Consider the following 16,039-nt stretch of genomic DNA (forward strand, 5'->3'; position numbering starts at 1 on the left):
CATTTAACCAATGACTAATGACTAATGACTAATGACTCTTGGCTATTTCCAATCTTTACCAATCCGAATTGTGAGATCAGATTCTAAATCACCGATCGCTGACACTTCTATTTGACCCAAGCCTAAGACTTTTTGCAAATCAACTCCAACTCTCCGGTTGCCTTTTTGGACAACAATCTGAGTTTGACGTTGGGTATCTGGCCAATCAGGCACTTTGTAAATATTAGTAAAGCCTTTCTGTTTCAGATAAGCAATAACTTTTTCAGTTAGCTGAGGTTGATTGGAAGCATTTTGAATAGCAATTTTGAGGTTAGGAACCTGACGCATATCTGGCTTCAGACCAGGTACATTTACCCCAACATAATCATTCAACAGGCTCTGTTGTCCAGTCATATTTAGCCAATAGCTATCAGGGTCTTTGCTAAAACGGCTAAAAGTACCAGGCAACACGGTCATTTGGAAGTTATCCCGATCTAGGTTGAGGCCGAAGTTCACCAACGCCATCATCTCTTCCATTTTCAGGTTGGTATCAAAGTATTTTCGCATCAAGCGAGTTAATTGAGGCAACCTGGGTAAGATAGTAGGACTATTGAGACGTTGTAGCAATGCTGCTGTTAGTGCTTGCTGGCGCTGCACTCTTGGCAAATCTCCCAAACCTGGTTCGCGGAATCGGGCAAACTGTTCTGCTTGTTCGCCGTTGAGGGTTTGCCAACCACTAACTAAATTAATCGACAGCCGACTGCTGGAATCTTTATATTCCATTGATTGGGGAACAAAGACTTCTACTCCGCCTAACTGATCGACTAACTGTCTTAAGCCACTGGTAGAAATACGGATGTAGCGATGGATTGGGGCGTTGTTTAAGGTACGGCTAACTACCCGTGCTGCCAAGACTGGGCCGCCTTGGGCATTGGCATCAGATACCTTAGTTAATCCCTTTTCTCCCTTTTCGGGGATAGCAATCATCGTATCTCTGGGAATGGAAAGCACCCGTACAGATTTTTCACTAGGGTTAAGACGTACCAGCAGCATGGAGTCGCTTTTTCCAGCAAAGCTTTCTGGTGAACCATCAACGGTACCGCTGACTGGTTCAATCCCCATAATTAAAATATTCATCGGTCGTGAAAGCTGGTATTGGGAGAGTTTGCTCCATAACTCGCCTGGGAGTGGGATTTTTACCTCGTCTTTACCAGCAGTTCCTAAATCTTCATCTGTTCGATCTAGGTTGCTCCACAAAGGAGTCCACAGCGCTAACGTTGATACCAGCAGTCCAGATAAGGTAATGCCGATGACAACCGTCATAATCCACAACAGCCATCGAGGCATGGTTAAGCCCAGTCTCTCGTAAAGCTGATTGGGAATTGCACCCACAGATTCGGCGACGCTACGGTTGGGATTCGCTAGCGGGTTTAGTTCGACATCCTCCTCCTCTAAATCTGCTACTGGTGCAGGTGTTACTTGATTTTCCGTTCGTTGAAGTGGCTGCGATCGCACTTCACTTTCAAACTCTACTACTTGCTGAGATGTAACCGGATTTTCCGACCATTCGACTTGTTTTATCACAATTATCTCCCCACTCAACCACTCCCTAAAAGTATGTTAATCCAAGCTACAAATATTGCCAGTGGAAAAGCTCACTGTAAACTTGTAATGTTCTTCGGTAGGCGTGTATGACAACATGAATACTTTATTGTTCCCCGTAATCCTTGCTGGTGGTAAAGGTGAACGTTTTTGGCCCCTGAGTCGCAAAGACAGACCCAAGCAATTTTTAAGTCTAGATGGTAGCTCTAGAAGTTTATTACAAGCAACCGCCGATCGCTTGTTAGAACTCGCGGGCAGTTGGGATTCCTTGTGGGTCGTAACTTCGAGTCAGATAGCTGAAGGGGTTAGACAACAATTACCTGATTTACCAGTTGAAAACTTATTGATCGAGTCCGAAGGCCGAGACACTGCCGCAGCCGTTGCTTGGACAAGTTTAGAAATTAAACAGCGCTATGGTGAAGACGCTGTGATTGGCTTTTTCCCTGCTGACCACTGGATTGCTGACGAAAAAGCGTTTGCACACACATTAAATGCAGCTACGCAATTGGCAACAAGCACAGCAGCGATCGTTACACTGGGGATCAAGCCTACTTTTCCATCAACCGGTTACGGCTACATTGAACAAGGTGAAAAAATAGGTAGCTTTAATGAGTTGCCAGCTTATCACGTGAACCGCTTTACTGAAAAGCCCGACCGAGAAACGGCAGAGACTTTTTTATCTACGGGACGTTTTAGCTGGAATAGTGGAATGTTCGTTTTTCGGGCGGGGGTTGTTCTCAAGGAACTACATACCCATGCTCCAGAAATTATCGAACCTTTAGAACAACATGGCCCTGATATCTATCCCCAGTTGCCTAAGAAGAGTATAGACTATGCGCTAATGGAAAAGACAACTCTAGCATACGTTTTGCCAGTTGATTTTGGTTGGGATGATTTAGGAGATTGGAATGCGATCGAACGCTTACTGAAGACAGAAGAGAATCCCAATGTGGAACTCGCTACTCATGTAGGGCTAGATACGCAGGGGGCGATTATTTATGCCTCAAATCCAGAAGATGTAGTTGTTACTATTGGTTTAGAGGATGTGGTGATTGTGCGCGATCGCAATGTCACTCTCGTTGTTAAAAAAGACCGTACCCAGGAAATTAAGCAGATCCTCAAAATTCTTCAAAGCGATTCCCGATTTACCGACCTGCTGTAAAAATTAAAACCCTTGGCAGAGGCGAAAAAGTCTATTTTCCTATTATAACTTGACTGTCTGTTATTTTATCTGACAGTTATGGACATTATTAGCTTTGAGCCTCTTGCCAAAACAATGGCCATTGATTCTATTACTGCCTATCAAAAATATATTTCTCCGTCCAAAGGATTTAGTTGTTCCCATCGCCTATTACATGGTGGGGATTCCTGCTCTAATTACGTCAAACGGATGCTGAGTGAACAGAAGCTCCACGAAGCCGTACAATCATCCATAAAAAGATTCAAAGACTGTGCCGCAGCTAGCAAAACTTTAACAAGTACCAAAGCTAGAGCCGACTTCCGTTGTATTGTCATCCCCTGCTGTTTACCTCTTTAACTCCTCTGCATCTTTGCAGTTCTTTACAAAAATGTTCCTCACCCAAACTGTTCCCCGTCAACGAGAAATCCTGGAAGTATTCCTTCGCAATGGCTGGGACTATATGCGAAGGTTGCTTACTGGTGGCAAAGCTGATGAACCACAGCTACCGACACCTGCGGTTTTAAAAAATATTCTGGTAGACTTGGGTCCAGTTTACGTCAAACTTGGCCAGCTACTTTCTACCCGTCCAGATTTACTAAGTGCAGCCTACATTGAGGAACTATCAACCCTACAAGACGAAGTACCGCCAGTTCCCTGGCCAGAGATCGAAATAATCCTCCGTAAAGAATTAAAACGTTCGCTAGCAGAAACCTTCAGTACAGTTAACCCGATCCCAGTAGCGGCGGGATCAATTGCCCAGACACATCGCGCGACATTAGCAGACGGTCGAGAAGTCGCTCTGAAAGTGCAACGTCCGGGAATTGATATTACTATTGCCCAAGATATTGCTTTAATTCAAGGTATTGCTGATTTAGTGGCGCGGACTGAGTTTGGGCAAACCTATGAAATCAAGTCCATCGCTGAAGAATTTACCAAAGCGCTAGAAGCCGAGTTAGACTTTACACGGGAAGCGGGTTTTACAGACCAACTGCGGCGCAACTTATCTAAAAGCCGTTGGTTTGATCCCACGCAAATAGTGGTTGCGGAAATTAACTGGGAATTGACCACAGAAAAATTACTGGTGATGGAATGGCTGGATGGAGTGCCGTTCCTCTCGGCGGATTTGAATAACAACAATAATGGTAAAGATCCGGCTGTAGAGCGTAAAGAAATAACCACTTTGTTATTTCGGGTATTTTTTCAGCAACTATATATTGATGGCTTTTTTCACGCTGATCCCCATCCAGGGAATTTGTTTTATCTCAAAGATGGTCGTGTTGCGCTGTTAGACTGTGGCATGGTGGGAAGACTTGATCCCCGTACACAGCAGATATTAACAGAGATGTTGTTAGCGATCGTTGATTTAGATGCTCAAAGGTGCGCTCAATTAACTTTGCAGCTATCAGATTCCGCCCAACCAGTAATTTTGTCGCGGTTAGAAAATGATTACGATCGCATGTTGCGAAAATATCACAACGTCAGCCTCACGCAAATAAACTTCAGTAAGATCATTTATGAAGTTTTACAAGTTGCCCGCAACAATAAAATTAGGTTGCCTAGCAATATGGGTTTGTATGCCAAAACCATAGCGAATTTAGAGGGTGTAGCGCGGACATTCAACCCGGATCTGAATTTTTTTGATGAAGTCAAACCATTAATTACAGACTTGTTTCGACGCCAGTTAATAGGGGATAATCCAGTGCGATCGCTCCTAAGAACAGCCTTAGATATTAAAAGTCTCTCTCTCCAATCTCCCCGTCAAATAGAACTGTTATTAGACCGAGTTACCTCAGAAACCTTACAGTGGAATCTATCGCTGCGGGGGTTAGATGGTGTGCGGCGCACTATGGATGATGCCGCCAACCGACTATCTTTTAGTATATTAGTGGGTTCGCTGATTATGGGTGCGGCAATAATTTCTACCAGAGCGCAGACAACTCAGCTATCTTTTTTAAGCACCATCCTGTTTGCAGTCGCCAGTTTATTGGGTTTGTGGTTAATTATCAGTACATTGCGATCGGGACGTTTACGGTAAAACCATTTTAAATTTTGGACTTTGAATTGAAGGAAAAATCTAAAATCTAAAAGTAAAAGGGACTGGGGACTGGGGATTAGGGATTGGGGATTGGGTTATCAAACGAAAAATGATGTTCGGGGCTTTAACCCCTCCCCAATTTTAGAATGTTTTCCCAGTCCCCAGTCCTTACCATCGAAGTTCTGAGTCGCGGAAGCCGCCACTCAGGCTTCTCTGTGTGTACATCTGTGGTTCTAATATAAAAAGTATGTCAATTATCATCGCTGAAAATCTGAGTAAATCTTATCCAGTAGCAGTTAAAAGTCCGGGTATTAAAGGTACAATCACCCACTTTTTCCGTCGCACCTACCGCTCAATTCAAGCAGTTCAGGATGTTTCCTTTGAAATTGCCCCTGGTGAAATAGTGGGGTTTTTAGGCCCAAATGGTGCTGGTAAAACCACCACACTCAAAATGCTTACGGGGCTGATTCACCCCTCTAGCGGTACAGTCAGAGTAGCTGGACAAGTTCCATTTCAGCGTAAAGAAGCATTTTTGCAAAAAATTACCTTGGTAATGGGGCAAAAGCAGCAGTTAATTTGGGATTTACCAGCACTTGATTCTTTGAAAATTAATGCCGCTGTATACAACATCTCTGATAGAGAGTTCCAGCGACGGGTAGGAGAATTAACAGAGATGCTTTCCCTAGAAGGTAAACTTACCCAACCAGTGCGGAAGCTATCTTTGGGTGAGCGAATGAAGGCGGAATTGTTGGCAGCACTTTTGCATCATCCCCATGTATTGTTCTTAGATGAACCAACGCTGGGATTAGATGTAAATGCTCAAGCTGCGGTGCGCGAGTTCTTACGCGAATACAATCAGCGTTATCAAGCTACAGTGCTATTAACCAGTCATTACATGGCTGACATCACAGCTTTGTGTCAACGGGTGCTGTTGATTCACCAGGGAAGACTGATGTATGACGGTAGCTTAGACGGACTGCTAGAACGTTTTGCTCCTTACCGAGAAGTGTATATAGAGTTAGCCCAACCTCTACCAATAGAAAAACTTATGACCTATGGTGATGTGAAACTCTTAGAAGGGCGAGCAGTGCGTTTTATGGTATCACGAGAGGCGCTCACCCGCACCGTATCTCAGATTTTAGCGGATTTGGAGGTAATTGATTTAACTGTCACCGAACCGCCTGTGGAAGAAGTAATTGGAAGAGTTTTTCAGGCAGGTGTTGTGGAGTAGAAACGCGATTAATCGCGTCTCTACAAGAGTGGGGAATTCTGAGTCGGTGGGTAATTTTTGTAGCGGGAAGTGAATAAATGAAGCGGATAATCAGAAAAGCCTTAACTTTGCTGTCAGTATACTATGCCTATATGGTTGAGTATCGGGCAGAACTAATCTTATGGGTTTTAGCTGGATCTTTGCCGATTATCCTTATGGGTGTCTGGATACAAGCCTCACAAGGAGGACAGTTTGGGCTATCACCTGTGGATTTTGCTCGTTACTTTATCACGGTTTTCGTTGTCAGACAACTTACAGTTGCTTGGGTAATTTGGGACTTTGAAAAAGAAGTCGTGGAAGGCACGCTTTCGCCCAAGTTGCTACAACCACTCGACCCAGTATGGCATCATATTGCGGCGCATATTTCTGAAAGATTTGCCCGCCTAATGTTTACTTTTTTATTAGTGGGATTATTTTTCATTCTCTATCCCCAAGCTTTTTGGATACCAAGTTTGGATAGGTTTTTACTCTTTACATTGGCTGCGGGGCTAGCTTTTACTTTGCGGTTTTTGATTCAGTACACTTTTGCTATGTTTGCCTTTTGGACAGAACGAGCTAGCGCTTTAGAAAATTTCTGGTTTTTATTTTATTTATTTTTATCTGGTCTGATAGCACCTTTAGAAGTCTTTCCTGAACCTGTACGGAAAATAGTTATGTTTACGCCTTTTCCCTATTTGATTGATTTTCCCGCAAGTCTTTTGGTAGGGCTACCCGTGAATTTAGGGCAGGGATTTTGGTCAATGGTGGGTTGGATATTAGTATTTTTGGGTGTGAATCGCTTGCTTTGGCGTGCGGGTTTGAAGCGGTATTCTGGGATGGGAGCATGAACAATTTATCCAAACAGAATTCAGAAGTCAGGAGTCAGAATAAATTCTGTACGACTGGCGGATAACGTAGTGGTGGGTGGGAATCCTCCACTCATTATTCTGACCGGAGGCGGAGCGTCTTCGGCTCCGCTCCTGAATTCTGACTCCTGAATTCTTCTTCAAATTAATTGCCGTAATTCATCTAGAGTATTCACGCTCTTAATTCCCTGCTGAATTGCTTTTAATCTATCTAAATCTAAAATTTGAGAGATTTCTGGCATCAGTTGCAATCCCTCAACGCCAAATTTTATCTCCAAAGCGAGTTCAATACCTGACAGTATCTCTTCTTGCCGTCCTTCTCGCCGTCCTCGTTCTTCCCCACGTTTTTCCCCACGTTCTTCCCCTTCTCTCAAAATTTGCTGATACCAGGGAGATTCGCGTAACACTGCCATATCCCACCTCATGATTTGCTGAACTATAGCGCTGTCTAATACGAAGGTAGCAAAAAAAGCCATAACGGTTTCTAACTGGCTCAATTGCTCATCGGCGCGGAGAATTTGCAATGCCCGTTGCACAGTCGATTCTTCTGCACCTCCCTTGAGAATTGGGACAAAGGGAAGCAAGGAGGGAACAGCTTGAGTAAAAGCGATGTCCACATCGACTTCCCAAAGGTTTATAACGCGGTAGTCTTGACGCGCATGTAAACCTGCAAATTGCGATTCATAGCTGGTGGGGATTTCAACATCACTTTCTTTGAGGATGTTAACCAGTACTGGATATGTGGGCAAATTGTACTTTTCTTCTGCCAGTGCTGCATAAGCCCGCATCCGTTTGGGCATTTCAGGCTTGTAACGTAATTGTAACTCGTTAAGTACTATAAATTCGCCATATTGGGGACTGGTGGCGCGGACTAATACATCACTCTCACGGCTAATCCACTGGAATTCGGAGTTGATAATTTCTCCAGATGCAATATCGGGAATCTGTGTTACCCATTTTACCCAATTTTCGGGTGCGAGGCTGATTAATCGCTTAGTGCTAATATCTGCTGTTTTAGCCATAGGAGATGTAGATGACCATAGTTGTAGTTTATGGCTCAAGTGGCAGGGCTACGCCGATGTACTGATCTACTTTGCTAGAGATTTTATAAAGTACCCGGTATCGTCTTAAATTTCTGTGCCGACCCCAAAGAATAATCTTCTAATTTAAAATCAGCAAAAGGCTTTTTTTCTAACCTATTGCGTAGCGCCTCATCCAGAATCACACCTGCTGATTCTCTTTTAACACCAATGATTATTACACTTCTCTGATATGTAGTTAAATTCTGATTTTTCTGACAATCACTTCGCTGAAATTGACCCAAATTCAATAAGCGATAACTTTTAATGCTTGGTATATTAATAAATAGTTTTTTAGCTAAAACTTGTATTTGTTTGGAACGTTCTAAAGCCACACGTTCTTGAACTGCTGTATCACCCTTACAAGAAGCTGTGCCCACGGAGATGATTTCATTGGAATCTTCCATTACCTTCTCTATAGTTTCTTGTTGTAAATTCAGATTTAAAAGGTCAACACTAATAATTTCATCATTATATTTAACTTGAAAATTACTACCTGCAAGCCATTTATATTCTAGTGATAAAATAGCTATATTAAATTCGGCTATCCTTCCCTGACTATCTCTACCTTCTTTATAATCAAAATAATCAATATTACCTTTTTTTTCTGGATATTGTCTGTAATTTGACATTCCAGAAAAATCTGATTTTCGTGTTGCTAAAGCCAGTATACTAAGCAATCCTAACGCCACTAGCAGCAGTGCAAAAAAAGTCAATATGGGCACTTTTTCGGGTTGTTTATTTACAGGTAATAAGTTGTCATTAACAGACTGAGGTAAATTTTCAATTTGAGAAAGATTTAGTATATTAATATCTATAGGAGTCGGCTCCGTTAGTTGAGTTTCAATTTCTTCTAGGGAATGCAAAATTTCCTGGGTATTGGCAGGACGTTTTTCTATATCCAATGCTGTTAGCCAATCAATTAAATTCAACAGTAAGGGTGAAATATGAATTGCATGATTTTGCCAGTGCAATAAATTGTGCTGGACATCATACATATCCAAAGGATGGTATCCCGTCAGCAAAAATACAAATGTGCGTCCCAAAGCAAAGAAATCTGATTGCGGTACTGCTTGACCATTCATTTGTTCTGGGGCGCTGTAGCCAGATGACATAAGTGCTGTCATTTTGTCGCTGTTGCTTAGTTGGTCTTGGTAGGTTTTAGTAATTTCACTGGCCGTGCCAAAATCAATCAGTACTAGATTCCTGCAACCCTTATCAAGGGGAAATCTAATCATGATGTTAGATGGCTTAATATCTCGATGTAGATACTGTTTACCATGCACTACATCCAAAATTTCTAGCAATTGTCTTAACCAATCTATGGCTTGTTCTTGGGATATGGGGCAATTCTGCTGCTTTAGCCACTGTTCTAAGTTGTAGCCATCGATTTTTTCCATTGCTATGCAATGCAACACTAAACCATTTCGGGTTTGATACTGGAAGTAACTATCTTCTTTAGGAATGCCGGGATGCTTGAGTTGTCCCAACACGGTTACTTCTTGCTGAAATAGTTCTACTGCTTTGGCGTCGCTTGATAGATCCTCTTTGAGTATCTTGAGGATTTTGGGGGTATCTTGTTCGTATGCCTCATAAACTTTACTAAACCCTGTTTTTTCACTCAACAGGCACGCCACTCGATAACGCCCTAGCAATTCTAGATGGGAACCACAACTTTGACAAAAGCGGTTTTGATGATTATTCGGGTGATTTGGTTGAGGGCAAACGGGATTGATACAAAGGCTCATGAGTGGGTAATGGGGAATGAGGGAGATGGGGGAGATGGGGGAGATGAGGGAGATGGGGGAATAATCAATGCCCCATGCCCAATCTCCCTAGACATTGCTCCTATTAATTCTTCTGTTGCCGTATGATAATCCCGTCTAAATAATCATGAGATTTTCTATCTGTGTTCTGCCAAGAAAGCTGCCACTGTTTGGTTAAATGCTTCTGGTTGTGTCAAAAATGGCCAATGATTGCCGGGAACTTGACAGATGCGTAAGTTTTTAAGGTGGGTTTTGTAGGGTTGGATTTGCCAATTTTGGCGGTTCAGTCCTTGTTTTGGCTGGATGAATAGGGCAGGAGTGTCAAGGGGAATTGTAAAACCTGGCACTTGCATTACTGCCTCAAAAATCCCGTCGCGGGCGGCTATGGTAAATTTGCTGCCCCAACTACCATCGGGTTTTTGTTCTATTCCTGCTTGGAAGACTTGCTGCTGTAAGGAACTCCATCCTTGATATTGCTTTAACTGTTGTGCTTGTTGTTCAGCTGCTTCGTAGCTGGCAAAGGGGCCCATGCTTTTGAGAAAAGGCAAGAAGCGATACAACGTTGGAAAAGTTACCCTGAGAAGACTGGGCATCTTCCAGATGAAAATCGGATCGACCAGAATTATACTCCGCAACCGCTTTGGGTTTTCTCTTGCCCAGATGGCGGCTAATTTGCCTGTCCACGAGTGACTGACAATATGGGCAAAAGTCCATCCAAGATGATCCATGAGTGCTTCAAGGTCTGCGATCGCACTCTCAAAGCTATAATCTATCTCTGGCTTGCTACTTTGGCCATGTCCGCGCATATCTGGTGCAACTATGTGGTAGTCTGCCGCCAAATAATCTCCTAAACTAGACCACACCAGAGCATGGTCGCCTAAACCATGTAATAACAGTAAAGGTTCTTTACCTTGGTTCCACTCCAAATAAGAAAGTTGGATATCAGGCTTTGATAAAGTTTGACGCACAGGCATCATTACACATCCAGCTGTAGATAGTTTTGCGTTTATATGGTACTGCGAAGGGCTGGGGATTGGGGATTGGGGACTGGGAGACAAGGGAGACAAGGGAGACAAAAATAACTAATACCCAAATGCCCCATGCCCAATGCCCAATGCCCAATGCCCCATTCCCCACTCCCCAATCAATTGTTACCAATTACCACTTTATGACTCTGAGGATTGTACCAATTGACACGAAACAATGAGGCTAATGAATGCCAAGATCAAAAATAAAGGATGCCCCAAGGATATTGAAAGTACTATGCCAGAATTACACCAATCAATTGCCCAGCATTATCACGAACGGACTAAATACAATCCTGAGACTCTCGCCTCCAAAAATCAGCGGTTAGACTGGACTAAACAGCCAGTGCCCTTTAAAGAGTACAAAATCGGCTCTACTTTTGATCTCAAACCCTATATCCAAGAAAAAGCAGAGGCTTATGCTAATAATCCAGATGCTCAATGGTGGCAAAGACTCTCAAGGCTGTTGTTTCGCAGCTATGGATTGACGGCGAAAATGCCTTCTATGGGTAGTGCTGTGTATTTACGCGCTGCTCCCAGTGCAGGCGGATTATACCCTGCCGAAGTGTATGTGGTTTCCCGTGGGACGTCGTTATTGCCGCCTGGTCTATATAACTACCAGTGTCGGACTCATTCTCTCATGCACTATTGGGAAAGTGATGTTTGGCAAACTCTCCAAGCAGCTTGTTTCTGGCATCCTTCTTTAGAAAATACCCAACTGGCAATTATTGTCACTGCGGTATTCTATCGTTCTGCGTGGCGCTATGAAGATCGGGCTTATCGTCGGATTTTCCTAGATACGGGACACTTGTTGGGTAATATCGAGTTAGCTGCTGCGATTACTGATTATCGTCCCCATTTAATCGGCGGCTTTGTGGATGAATCAGTTAACGATCTGCTTTATGTTGATCCGCAACAAGAAGGTGCGATCGCTGTCTTACCTCTGGCAGACTTGTTAGATGTTAATCAAAATTTGCCATTGGGATGTACTGCTTTACCTTCCGCCACCGAAACTAGTTATCCCCAAATCCCCGATGGCGAACTGCTGACATATTTCCATCGACACACCCAAATCCAATCAGGTATAACTGGCAATCTCAATCTACCAGTTATCAAACAAGAAAAATCTTTGGAGGATAAATACAACTTTCCTTTTTGTTTGAAAATTCCCACCACCACCGCACCTATAAACTGGGGAAAAAAGTTGTCAGAACTGGAAATCACTATGTACAAGCGACGCTCTACCCGCGCTTATAATGGTGATGATTTAAGCTTCGATGAGTTGAAAAGTTTACTCGATTTCACTTACCAACCACAAAATTACATCGACCAAAGTTTAGATATTTCTCCAGACTACTTTGATCTGAATTTAATAGAAACATTTATTGCTGTTTGCGGAGTTAAAGGATTGGAGGCGGGTTGTTACTATTACGCACCCAAAGCCCAAGAATTACGCCAAATTCGGTTTAAAAACTTTCGGCGAGAGTTACATTTTCTCTGTTTAGGGCAAGAATTAGGGCGGGATGCCGCAGCGGTGTTATTTCATACAGCGGATTTGAAAGCTGCGATCGCACAATATGGCGATCGCGTTTACCGTTACTTACACATGGATGCCGGTCATTTAGGACAGCGCTTGAATTTAGCCGCAATGCATCTGAATGTAGGTGTCAGTGGTATCGGTGGATTTTTTGATGACCAAGTAAATGAAGTTTTGGGTATCCCTAGTGATGAAGCAGTTTTATATATCACTACATTAGGACGCCCAAGATAAAATATAGTGCAGACCACCGCAAATAACACCAAGTCCACAAAGATTCTTATCTGCGAGAAGCTACGCGTATCTTGCCGTAGAAGTATGCGGTTCATTTCCTAACCTACACTTTTGCCAGTAAATATATTCTGTAAAAAATCTTACCTCATAGAATGATTGTACGGTGGTACAATCATTACTTCAGTGTTGACGTAAATTGTCAACTTTTTTTTGGGTTCGATGTGGTTTAATTTCGGAAAATACTTCTTGAAGCTTTGCTGTAGTAAACTATCGTAAATTTAGCTCAGGAGTTGGGAGTGGAATTATCAATCTCCGTATATTTCCGTGTTATTACTTATTTTATAACTTCTTAGTATTACCAAGTGAACTTCCTTGCTAAATTTATTTATTGATGAGGTTGCAAAAACTGCCTATAGTTTGATAAAAATACTGATGGTGCATATTATTTTTTGAAAACCACCCTTAAGCAACCCCAAATACCCATTCAAATGGAGGAAATTATTCCTACAAAAAATAAATATCTTAACAATCTTATAGAGTAAAAACATTGATTAACTTCAGCATAGGCTTTAGCTAATGTAATCTGGCATTAAAAACGTTAAGAAAAACACAATTTTCATTCCGTAGATTTTAATTATTTTGCTTAAATCTGATATTTAATAAAATTTTTTTCACATAACCACTAATGCTATTTCCTGAAAATGAAAGCCAACGTCTACAAATACTTAATGAATATCAAATTTTAGATACGCCACCAGAAGAAGTTTTTGATGAACTAGCTCAACTAGCTGCTAACTTTTGTGAAACACCAATCGCCCTGATTAGTCTAGTTGATGAAAAACGAGAATGGTTCAAGTCAAAAATTGGAGTAACTATATCAGAAGTTCCTCGCAGCGTTTCTTTTGGTAGCTATACTATCTTGCAAAGTCAAATATTAATCATCCCGGATGCTTTGCAAGATGAACGGTTTGCTACAAATCCCCTGGTAACATCAAATAATTATTTTCGCTTCTATGCGGGAATTCCCCTCATTACCTCAAGTGGCTTTGCATTAGGTAGTCTTTGTGTAATTGATTTTGCACCGCGAAACTTGAGTGTTAAAGAGCAAGTAGCCTTACAACAGTTAGCTCGACAAGTAATCAGGTATTTAGAATTACATCGGAAAAAACTTATTGATGATAGTCAAAGGAGTTTTAATCTTCTTTTTTCTAAAAATCCCAATCCAATGTGGATATATAACCAGAGTAATCTACAATTTTTAGATGTAAATGAAGCTGCTGTTGTCCACTACGGCTACTCACAAAAAGAGTTCTTGCAAATGCGAATAACTGACATTTGCCCTCCAGAAGATATGCCTATCTTCTTGGAATATTTAGAACAAAATTACTCTCACTTACACTTTACTGGACAATGGCGACATCGGCAAAAAGATGGACAGATTATTGATGTTGAAATTGTCACACATTTAATAGACTATGCTTGTCACCAAGCTCGTTTGGCTAATATCCGAGACATTACACAACATAAACAAATAGAAAAAACTCTTCAGGAAAGTGAAGCTAGATTTCAAGTTGTTTCTGAAGCTATTCCTGTTCCATTAATTATTTCTCGTGCATCTGATGGTTTGATTTTATACGCTAACCCAGAGTTGCTTCAAACATTTAGGTTCTCTACAGAGTATTTGGTCAATCACAAAAACTTATTAGATTTATATCATAATCTGGCAGATTTAGAAGTGCTATTAAAACTTCTTAATCAACATGGTTTTATTCATAATTATGAACTTCAATTAAAAAGAGCAGATGGAACTTATTTTTGGGCGATCGCTTCACTACAATATTTAAATTTTAACAATGAGTCAGCGATTTTAACAGTATTTAATGATATTAATGACCGAAAAAATGCTGAGACAAAACTCCAAGAGCAAAATGAGTTTTTACGGAGAATTTTTGAGAATATACCGTTAATGATTGCCCTCATTGCTCCCAATGGTAAACTTCAGTGGGTGAACCAAGAATGGGAAAATATTCTCGGTTGGAAACTTCAAGATTGCCAAACTCATGATGTCTTGGAAGCGTTATATCCTAATTCTGAATATCGACAGTATGTAATAAGTTTTGTTCAGTCTGCACAACGCAATTGGAGTGACTTTAGAACTCAGGTGCGCGATGGTCGTTTATTGGATACTTCTTGGACTAATATTAAACTTTCAAATGGTCAAATTATTGGTATTGGACAAGATATCACAGAACGTAAGCAAACTGAACTTGCTTTAAAAGCTCAAGCCGAGCGGGAGCAATTGATGCGAACCGTTGCTCAACGGATTCGTCAATCTTTGAATCTCCAAGATATTTTGAATGCAACAGTTAAAGAAGTGCGAGATTTACTTGGGGTTGATCGAGTAGTAGTTTATCAGTTTGACTCAGAGATGATCGGCACAATTGTGGCTGAATCGGTGGAACCTGGATGGACAGTTTCTTTGGGTGTAGAGATTCATGATACGTGTTTTCAAACAGGTGCAGGAGTGGAGTATTATCAGGGACGCAAACGAGCGATCGCTAATATTTACGAAGCTGGACTCACTGATTGTCATGTTCGCCTGTTAGAACAGTTTGAAGTCAAAGCAAATTTAGTTGTACCCATATTGCTAGAAGTAGGCTCTCAAAGCCCCGGCTCTCACCTTTGGGGTTTATTGGTTGCTCACCAATGCTCTGGTTTCCGCGATTGGGAAGAAAATCAATTAGATTTGCTCGATCAACTTACAGTCCAATTAGCGATCGCAATTCAACAATCCAGCATCTTTGAGCAAGCTCAAACTGAACTTGTTCAAAGACAAAAAGCTCAAGTGAAATTAAAAAATGCCTTGGCTGAAAAAGAAGTTCTCTTAAAGGAAGTTCATCATCGAGTTAAAAATAATTTGCAAATTGTCTCCAGCTTATTACAACTTCAGTCTCAAACACTCAAAGATCCGGAAGTAATCAAAGTTCTTCGAGAAAGTCAGAACCGAATTGAATCAATATCTCTAATTCATAAAAATTTGTATACTTCCGCTAATATTGGGCAAATTGATGTTGCTGACTACATCCATAATTTAGCAGCAAGCTTACTAATTTCCTATCAAATATGGCCTGGTAGAATCGGTTTAGAAACTGATATAGATTCAGTGAGTTTGAATGTTGACCAAGCTATTGCCTGTGGATTGGTTATTAATGAATTAATTTCCAATGCCCTCAAGCACGCTTTTCCCAACCAACAAGCAGGCACAATCAGCATTGCTCTACGCAATATCGGTAATAGCATCGAGATGACCATCCGAGACAATGGGATTGGTTTACCAGATAATTTAGATTGGAAAAATACTGATTCTTTGGGTCTGTCGTTAGTATATGACTTGGTTATAGAACAACTCGAAGGCGACATTACTCTAGAACGAAATCATGGAACAGGATTCAAAATTCAATTCACGCAGTTAACTTTGCATCAATAA

The 16,039-nt window shown here is 41.5% G+C and carries 12 protein-coding genes; 8 read left to right on the forward strand and 4 right to left on the reverse strand.

Going from position 1 to position 16,039, the window contains the following annotated elements:
- Positions 1–42: 42 nt before the first annotated feature.
- Positions 43–1,563, reverse strand: a complete 1,521-nt coding sequence (locus RRG12_RS00880) for an LCP family protein (RefSeq protein ID WP_420758012.1) — start codon at positions 1,561–1,563, stop codon at positions 43–45.
- A 115-nt stretch (positions 1,564–1,678) separates the two neighbouring features.
- Between RRG12_RS00880 and RRG12_RS00885 the strand changes: the two genes are divergently transcribed.
- The 5 genes from RRG12_RS00885 to RRG12_RS00905 all read left to right on the forward strand — a co-directional run bounded on the left by RRG12_RS00885 (position 1,679) and on the right by RRG12_RS00905 (position 6,893).
- Positions 1,679–2,743, forward strand: a complete 1,065-nt coding sequence (locus tag RRG12_RS00885) for a mannose-1-phosphate guanylyltransferase (protein WP_420758013.1) — start codon at positions 1,679–1,681, stop codon at positions 2,741–2,743.
- 78 nt (positions 2,744–2,821) lie between these two features.
- Positions 2,822–3,118 carry a membrane protein insertion efficiency factor YidD gene (yidD, locus tag RRG12_RS00890; protein WP_084227296.1) on the forward strand — a complete coding sequence of 99 codons (297 nt, stop codon included), beginning with the start codon at positions 2,822–2,824 and terminating at the stop codon, positions 3,116–3,118.
- Positions 3,119–3,149: 31 nt separating this feature from the next.
- A complete protein-coding gene (locus tag RRG12_RS00895) occupies positions 3,150–4,796 on the forward strand; it encodes an ABC1 kinase family protein (RefSeq protein WP_420758014.1) in 1,647 nt (548 codons plus the stop codon).
- A gap of 247 nt (positions 4,797–5,043) precedes the next feature.
- On the forward strand, positions 5,044–6,027 hold the full coding sequence (locus RRG12_RS00900; protein WP_420758015.1) for an ABC transporter ATP-binding protein: 984 nt from the start codon (positions 5,044–5,046) through the stop codon (positions 6,025–6,027).
- A 77-nt stretch (positions 6,028–6,104) separates the two neighbouring features.
- The gene (locus RRG12_RS00905) at positions 6,105–6,893 is read left to right on the forward strand and encodes an ABC transporter permease (RefSeq protein WP_069072994.1); all 789 of its coding nucleotides are present in this window, start codon (positions 6,105–6,107) and stop codon (positions 6,891–6,893) included.
- A gap of 158 nt (positions 6,894–7,051) precedes the next feature.
- Here RRG12_RS00905 and RRG12_RS00910 read toward each other — a convergent pair whose 3' ends face one another.
- Positions 7,052–7,933, reverse strand: a complete 882-nt coding sequence (locus RRG12_RS00910) for an Rpn family recombination-promoting nuclease/putative transposase (RefSeq protein ID WP_420758016.1) — start codon at positions 7,931–7,933, stop codon at positions 7,052–7,054.
- Between the two features lie 83 nt (positions 7,934–8,016).
- On the reverse strand, positions 8,017–9,738 hold the full coding sequence (locus RRG12_RS00915) for a protein kinase domain-containing protein (protein WP_420758017.1): 1,722 nt from the start codon (positions 9,736–9,738) through the stop codon (positions 8,017–8,019).
- Between RRG12_RS00915 and RRG12_RS00920 the strand changes: the two genes are divergently transcribed.
- Positions 9,652–9,864 carry a hypothetical protein gene (locus RRG12_RS00920; RefSeq protein WP_420758046.1) on the forward strand — a complete coding sequence of 71 codons (213 nt, stop codon included), beginning with the start codon at positions 9,652–9,654 and terminating at the stop codon, positions 9,862–9,864. The two genes, RRG12_RS00915 and RRG12_RS00920, sit on opposite strands and share 87 nt — an antisense overlap.
- 29 nt (positions 9,865–9,893) lie before the next feature.
- On the opposite strand, the gene RRG12_RS00925 is transcribed toward RRG12_RS00920, so the two are convergent.
- Complete coding sequence (locus RRG12_RS00925) at positions 9,894–10,730, reverse strand: alpha/beta fold hydrolase (RefSeq protein ID WP_420758045.1); 837 nt, start codon at positions 10,728–10,730, stop codon at positions 9,894–9,896.
- A 289-nt stretch (positions 10,731–11,019) separates the two neighbouring features.
- On the opposite strand from RRG12_RS00925, the gene RRG12_RS00930 reads away from it, so the two are divergent.
- Both RRG12_RS00930 and RRG12_RS00935 read left to right on the forward strand, forming a co-directional pair.
- Positions 11,020–12,552, forward strand: a complete 1,533-nt coding sequence (locus RRG12_RS00930) for a SagB/ThcOx family dehydrogenase (protein ID WP_420758018.1) — start codon at positions 11,020–11,022, stop codon at positions 12,550–12,552.
- 685 nt (positions 12,553–13,237) lie between these two features.
- Positions 13,238–16,039 (forward strand): PAS domain S-box protein, encoded by a 2,802-nt coding sequence (locus tag RRG12_RS00935; RefSeq protein ID WP_069072998.1) that lies wholly within the window; start codon positions 13,238–13,240, stop codon positions 16,037–16,039.

It is taken from the genome of Nostoc sp. CALU 546, assembly GCF_048836525.1.

Coding starts and splice junctions, on each gene's coding strand:
- RRG12_RS00885 (WP_420758013.1), top strand. CDS start 1,679: ATGAATACTTTATTGTTCCCCGTAATCCTTGCTGGTGGTAAAGGTGAA.
- yidD (WP_084227296.1), top strand. CDS start 2,822: ATGGACATTATTAGCTTTGAGCCTCTTGCCAAAACAATGGCCATTGAT.
- RRG12_RS00895 (WP_420758014.1), top strand. CDS start 3,150: ATGTTCCTCACCCAAACTGTTCCCCGTCAACGAGAAATCCTGGAAGTA.
- RRG12_RS00900 (WP_420758015.1), top strand. CDS start 5,044: ATGTCAATTATCATCGCTGAAAATCTGAGTAAATCTTATCCAGTAGCA.
- RRG12_RS00905 (WP_069072994.1), top strand. CDS start 6,105: ATGAAGCGGATAATCAGAAAAGCCTTAACTTTGCTGTCAGTATACTAT.
- RRG12_RS00910 (WP_420758016.1), bottom strand. CDS start 7,933: ATGGCTAAAACAGCAGATATTAGCACTAAGCGATTAATCAGCCTCGCA.
- RRG12_RS00920 (WP_420758046.1), top strand. CDS start 9,652: ATGGGAACCACAACTTTGACAAAAGCGGTTTTGATGATTATTCGGGTG.
- RRG12_RS00915 (WP_420758017.1), bottom strand. CDS start 9,738: ATGAGCCTTTGTATCAATCCCGTTTGCCCTCAACCAAATCACCCGAAT.
- RRG12_RS00925 (WP_420758045.1), bottom strand. CDS start 10,730: ATGCCTGTGCGTCAAACTTTATCAAAGCCTGATATCCAACTTTCTTAT.
- RRG12_RS00930 (WP_420758018.1), top strand. CDS start 11,020: ATGCCAGAATTACACCAATCAATTGCCCAGCATTATCACGAACGGACT.
- RRG12_RS00935 (WP_069072998.1), top strand. CDS start 13,238: ATGCTATTTCCTGAAAATGAAAGCCAACGTCTACAAATACTTAATGAA.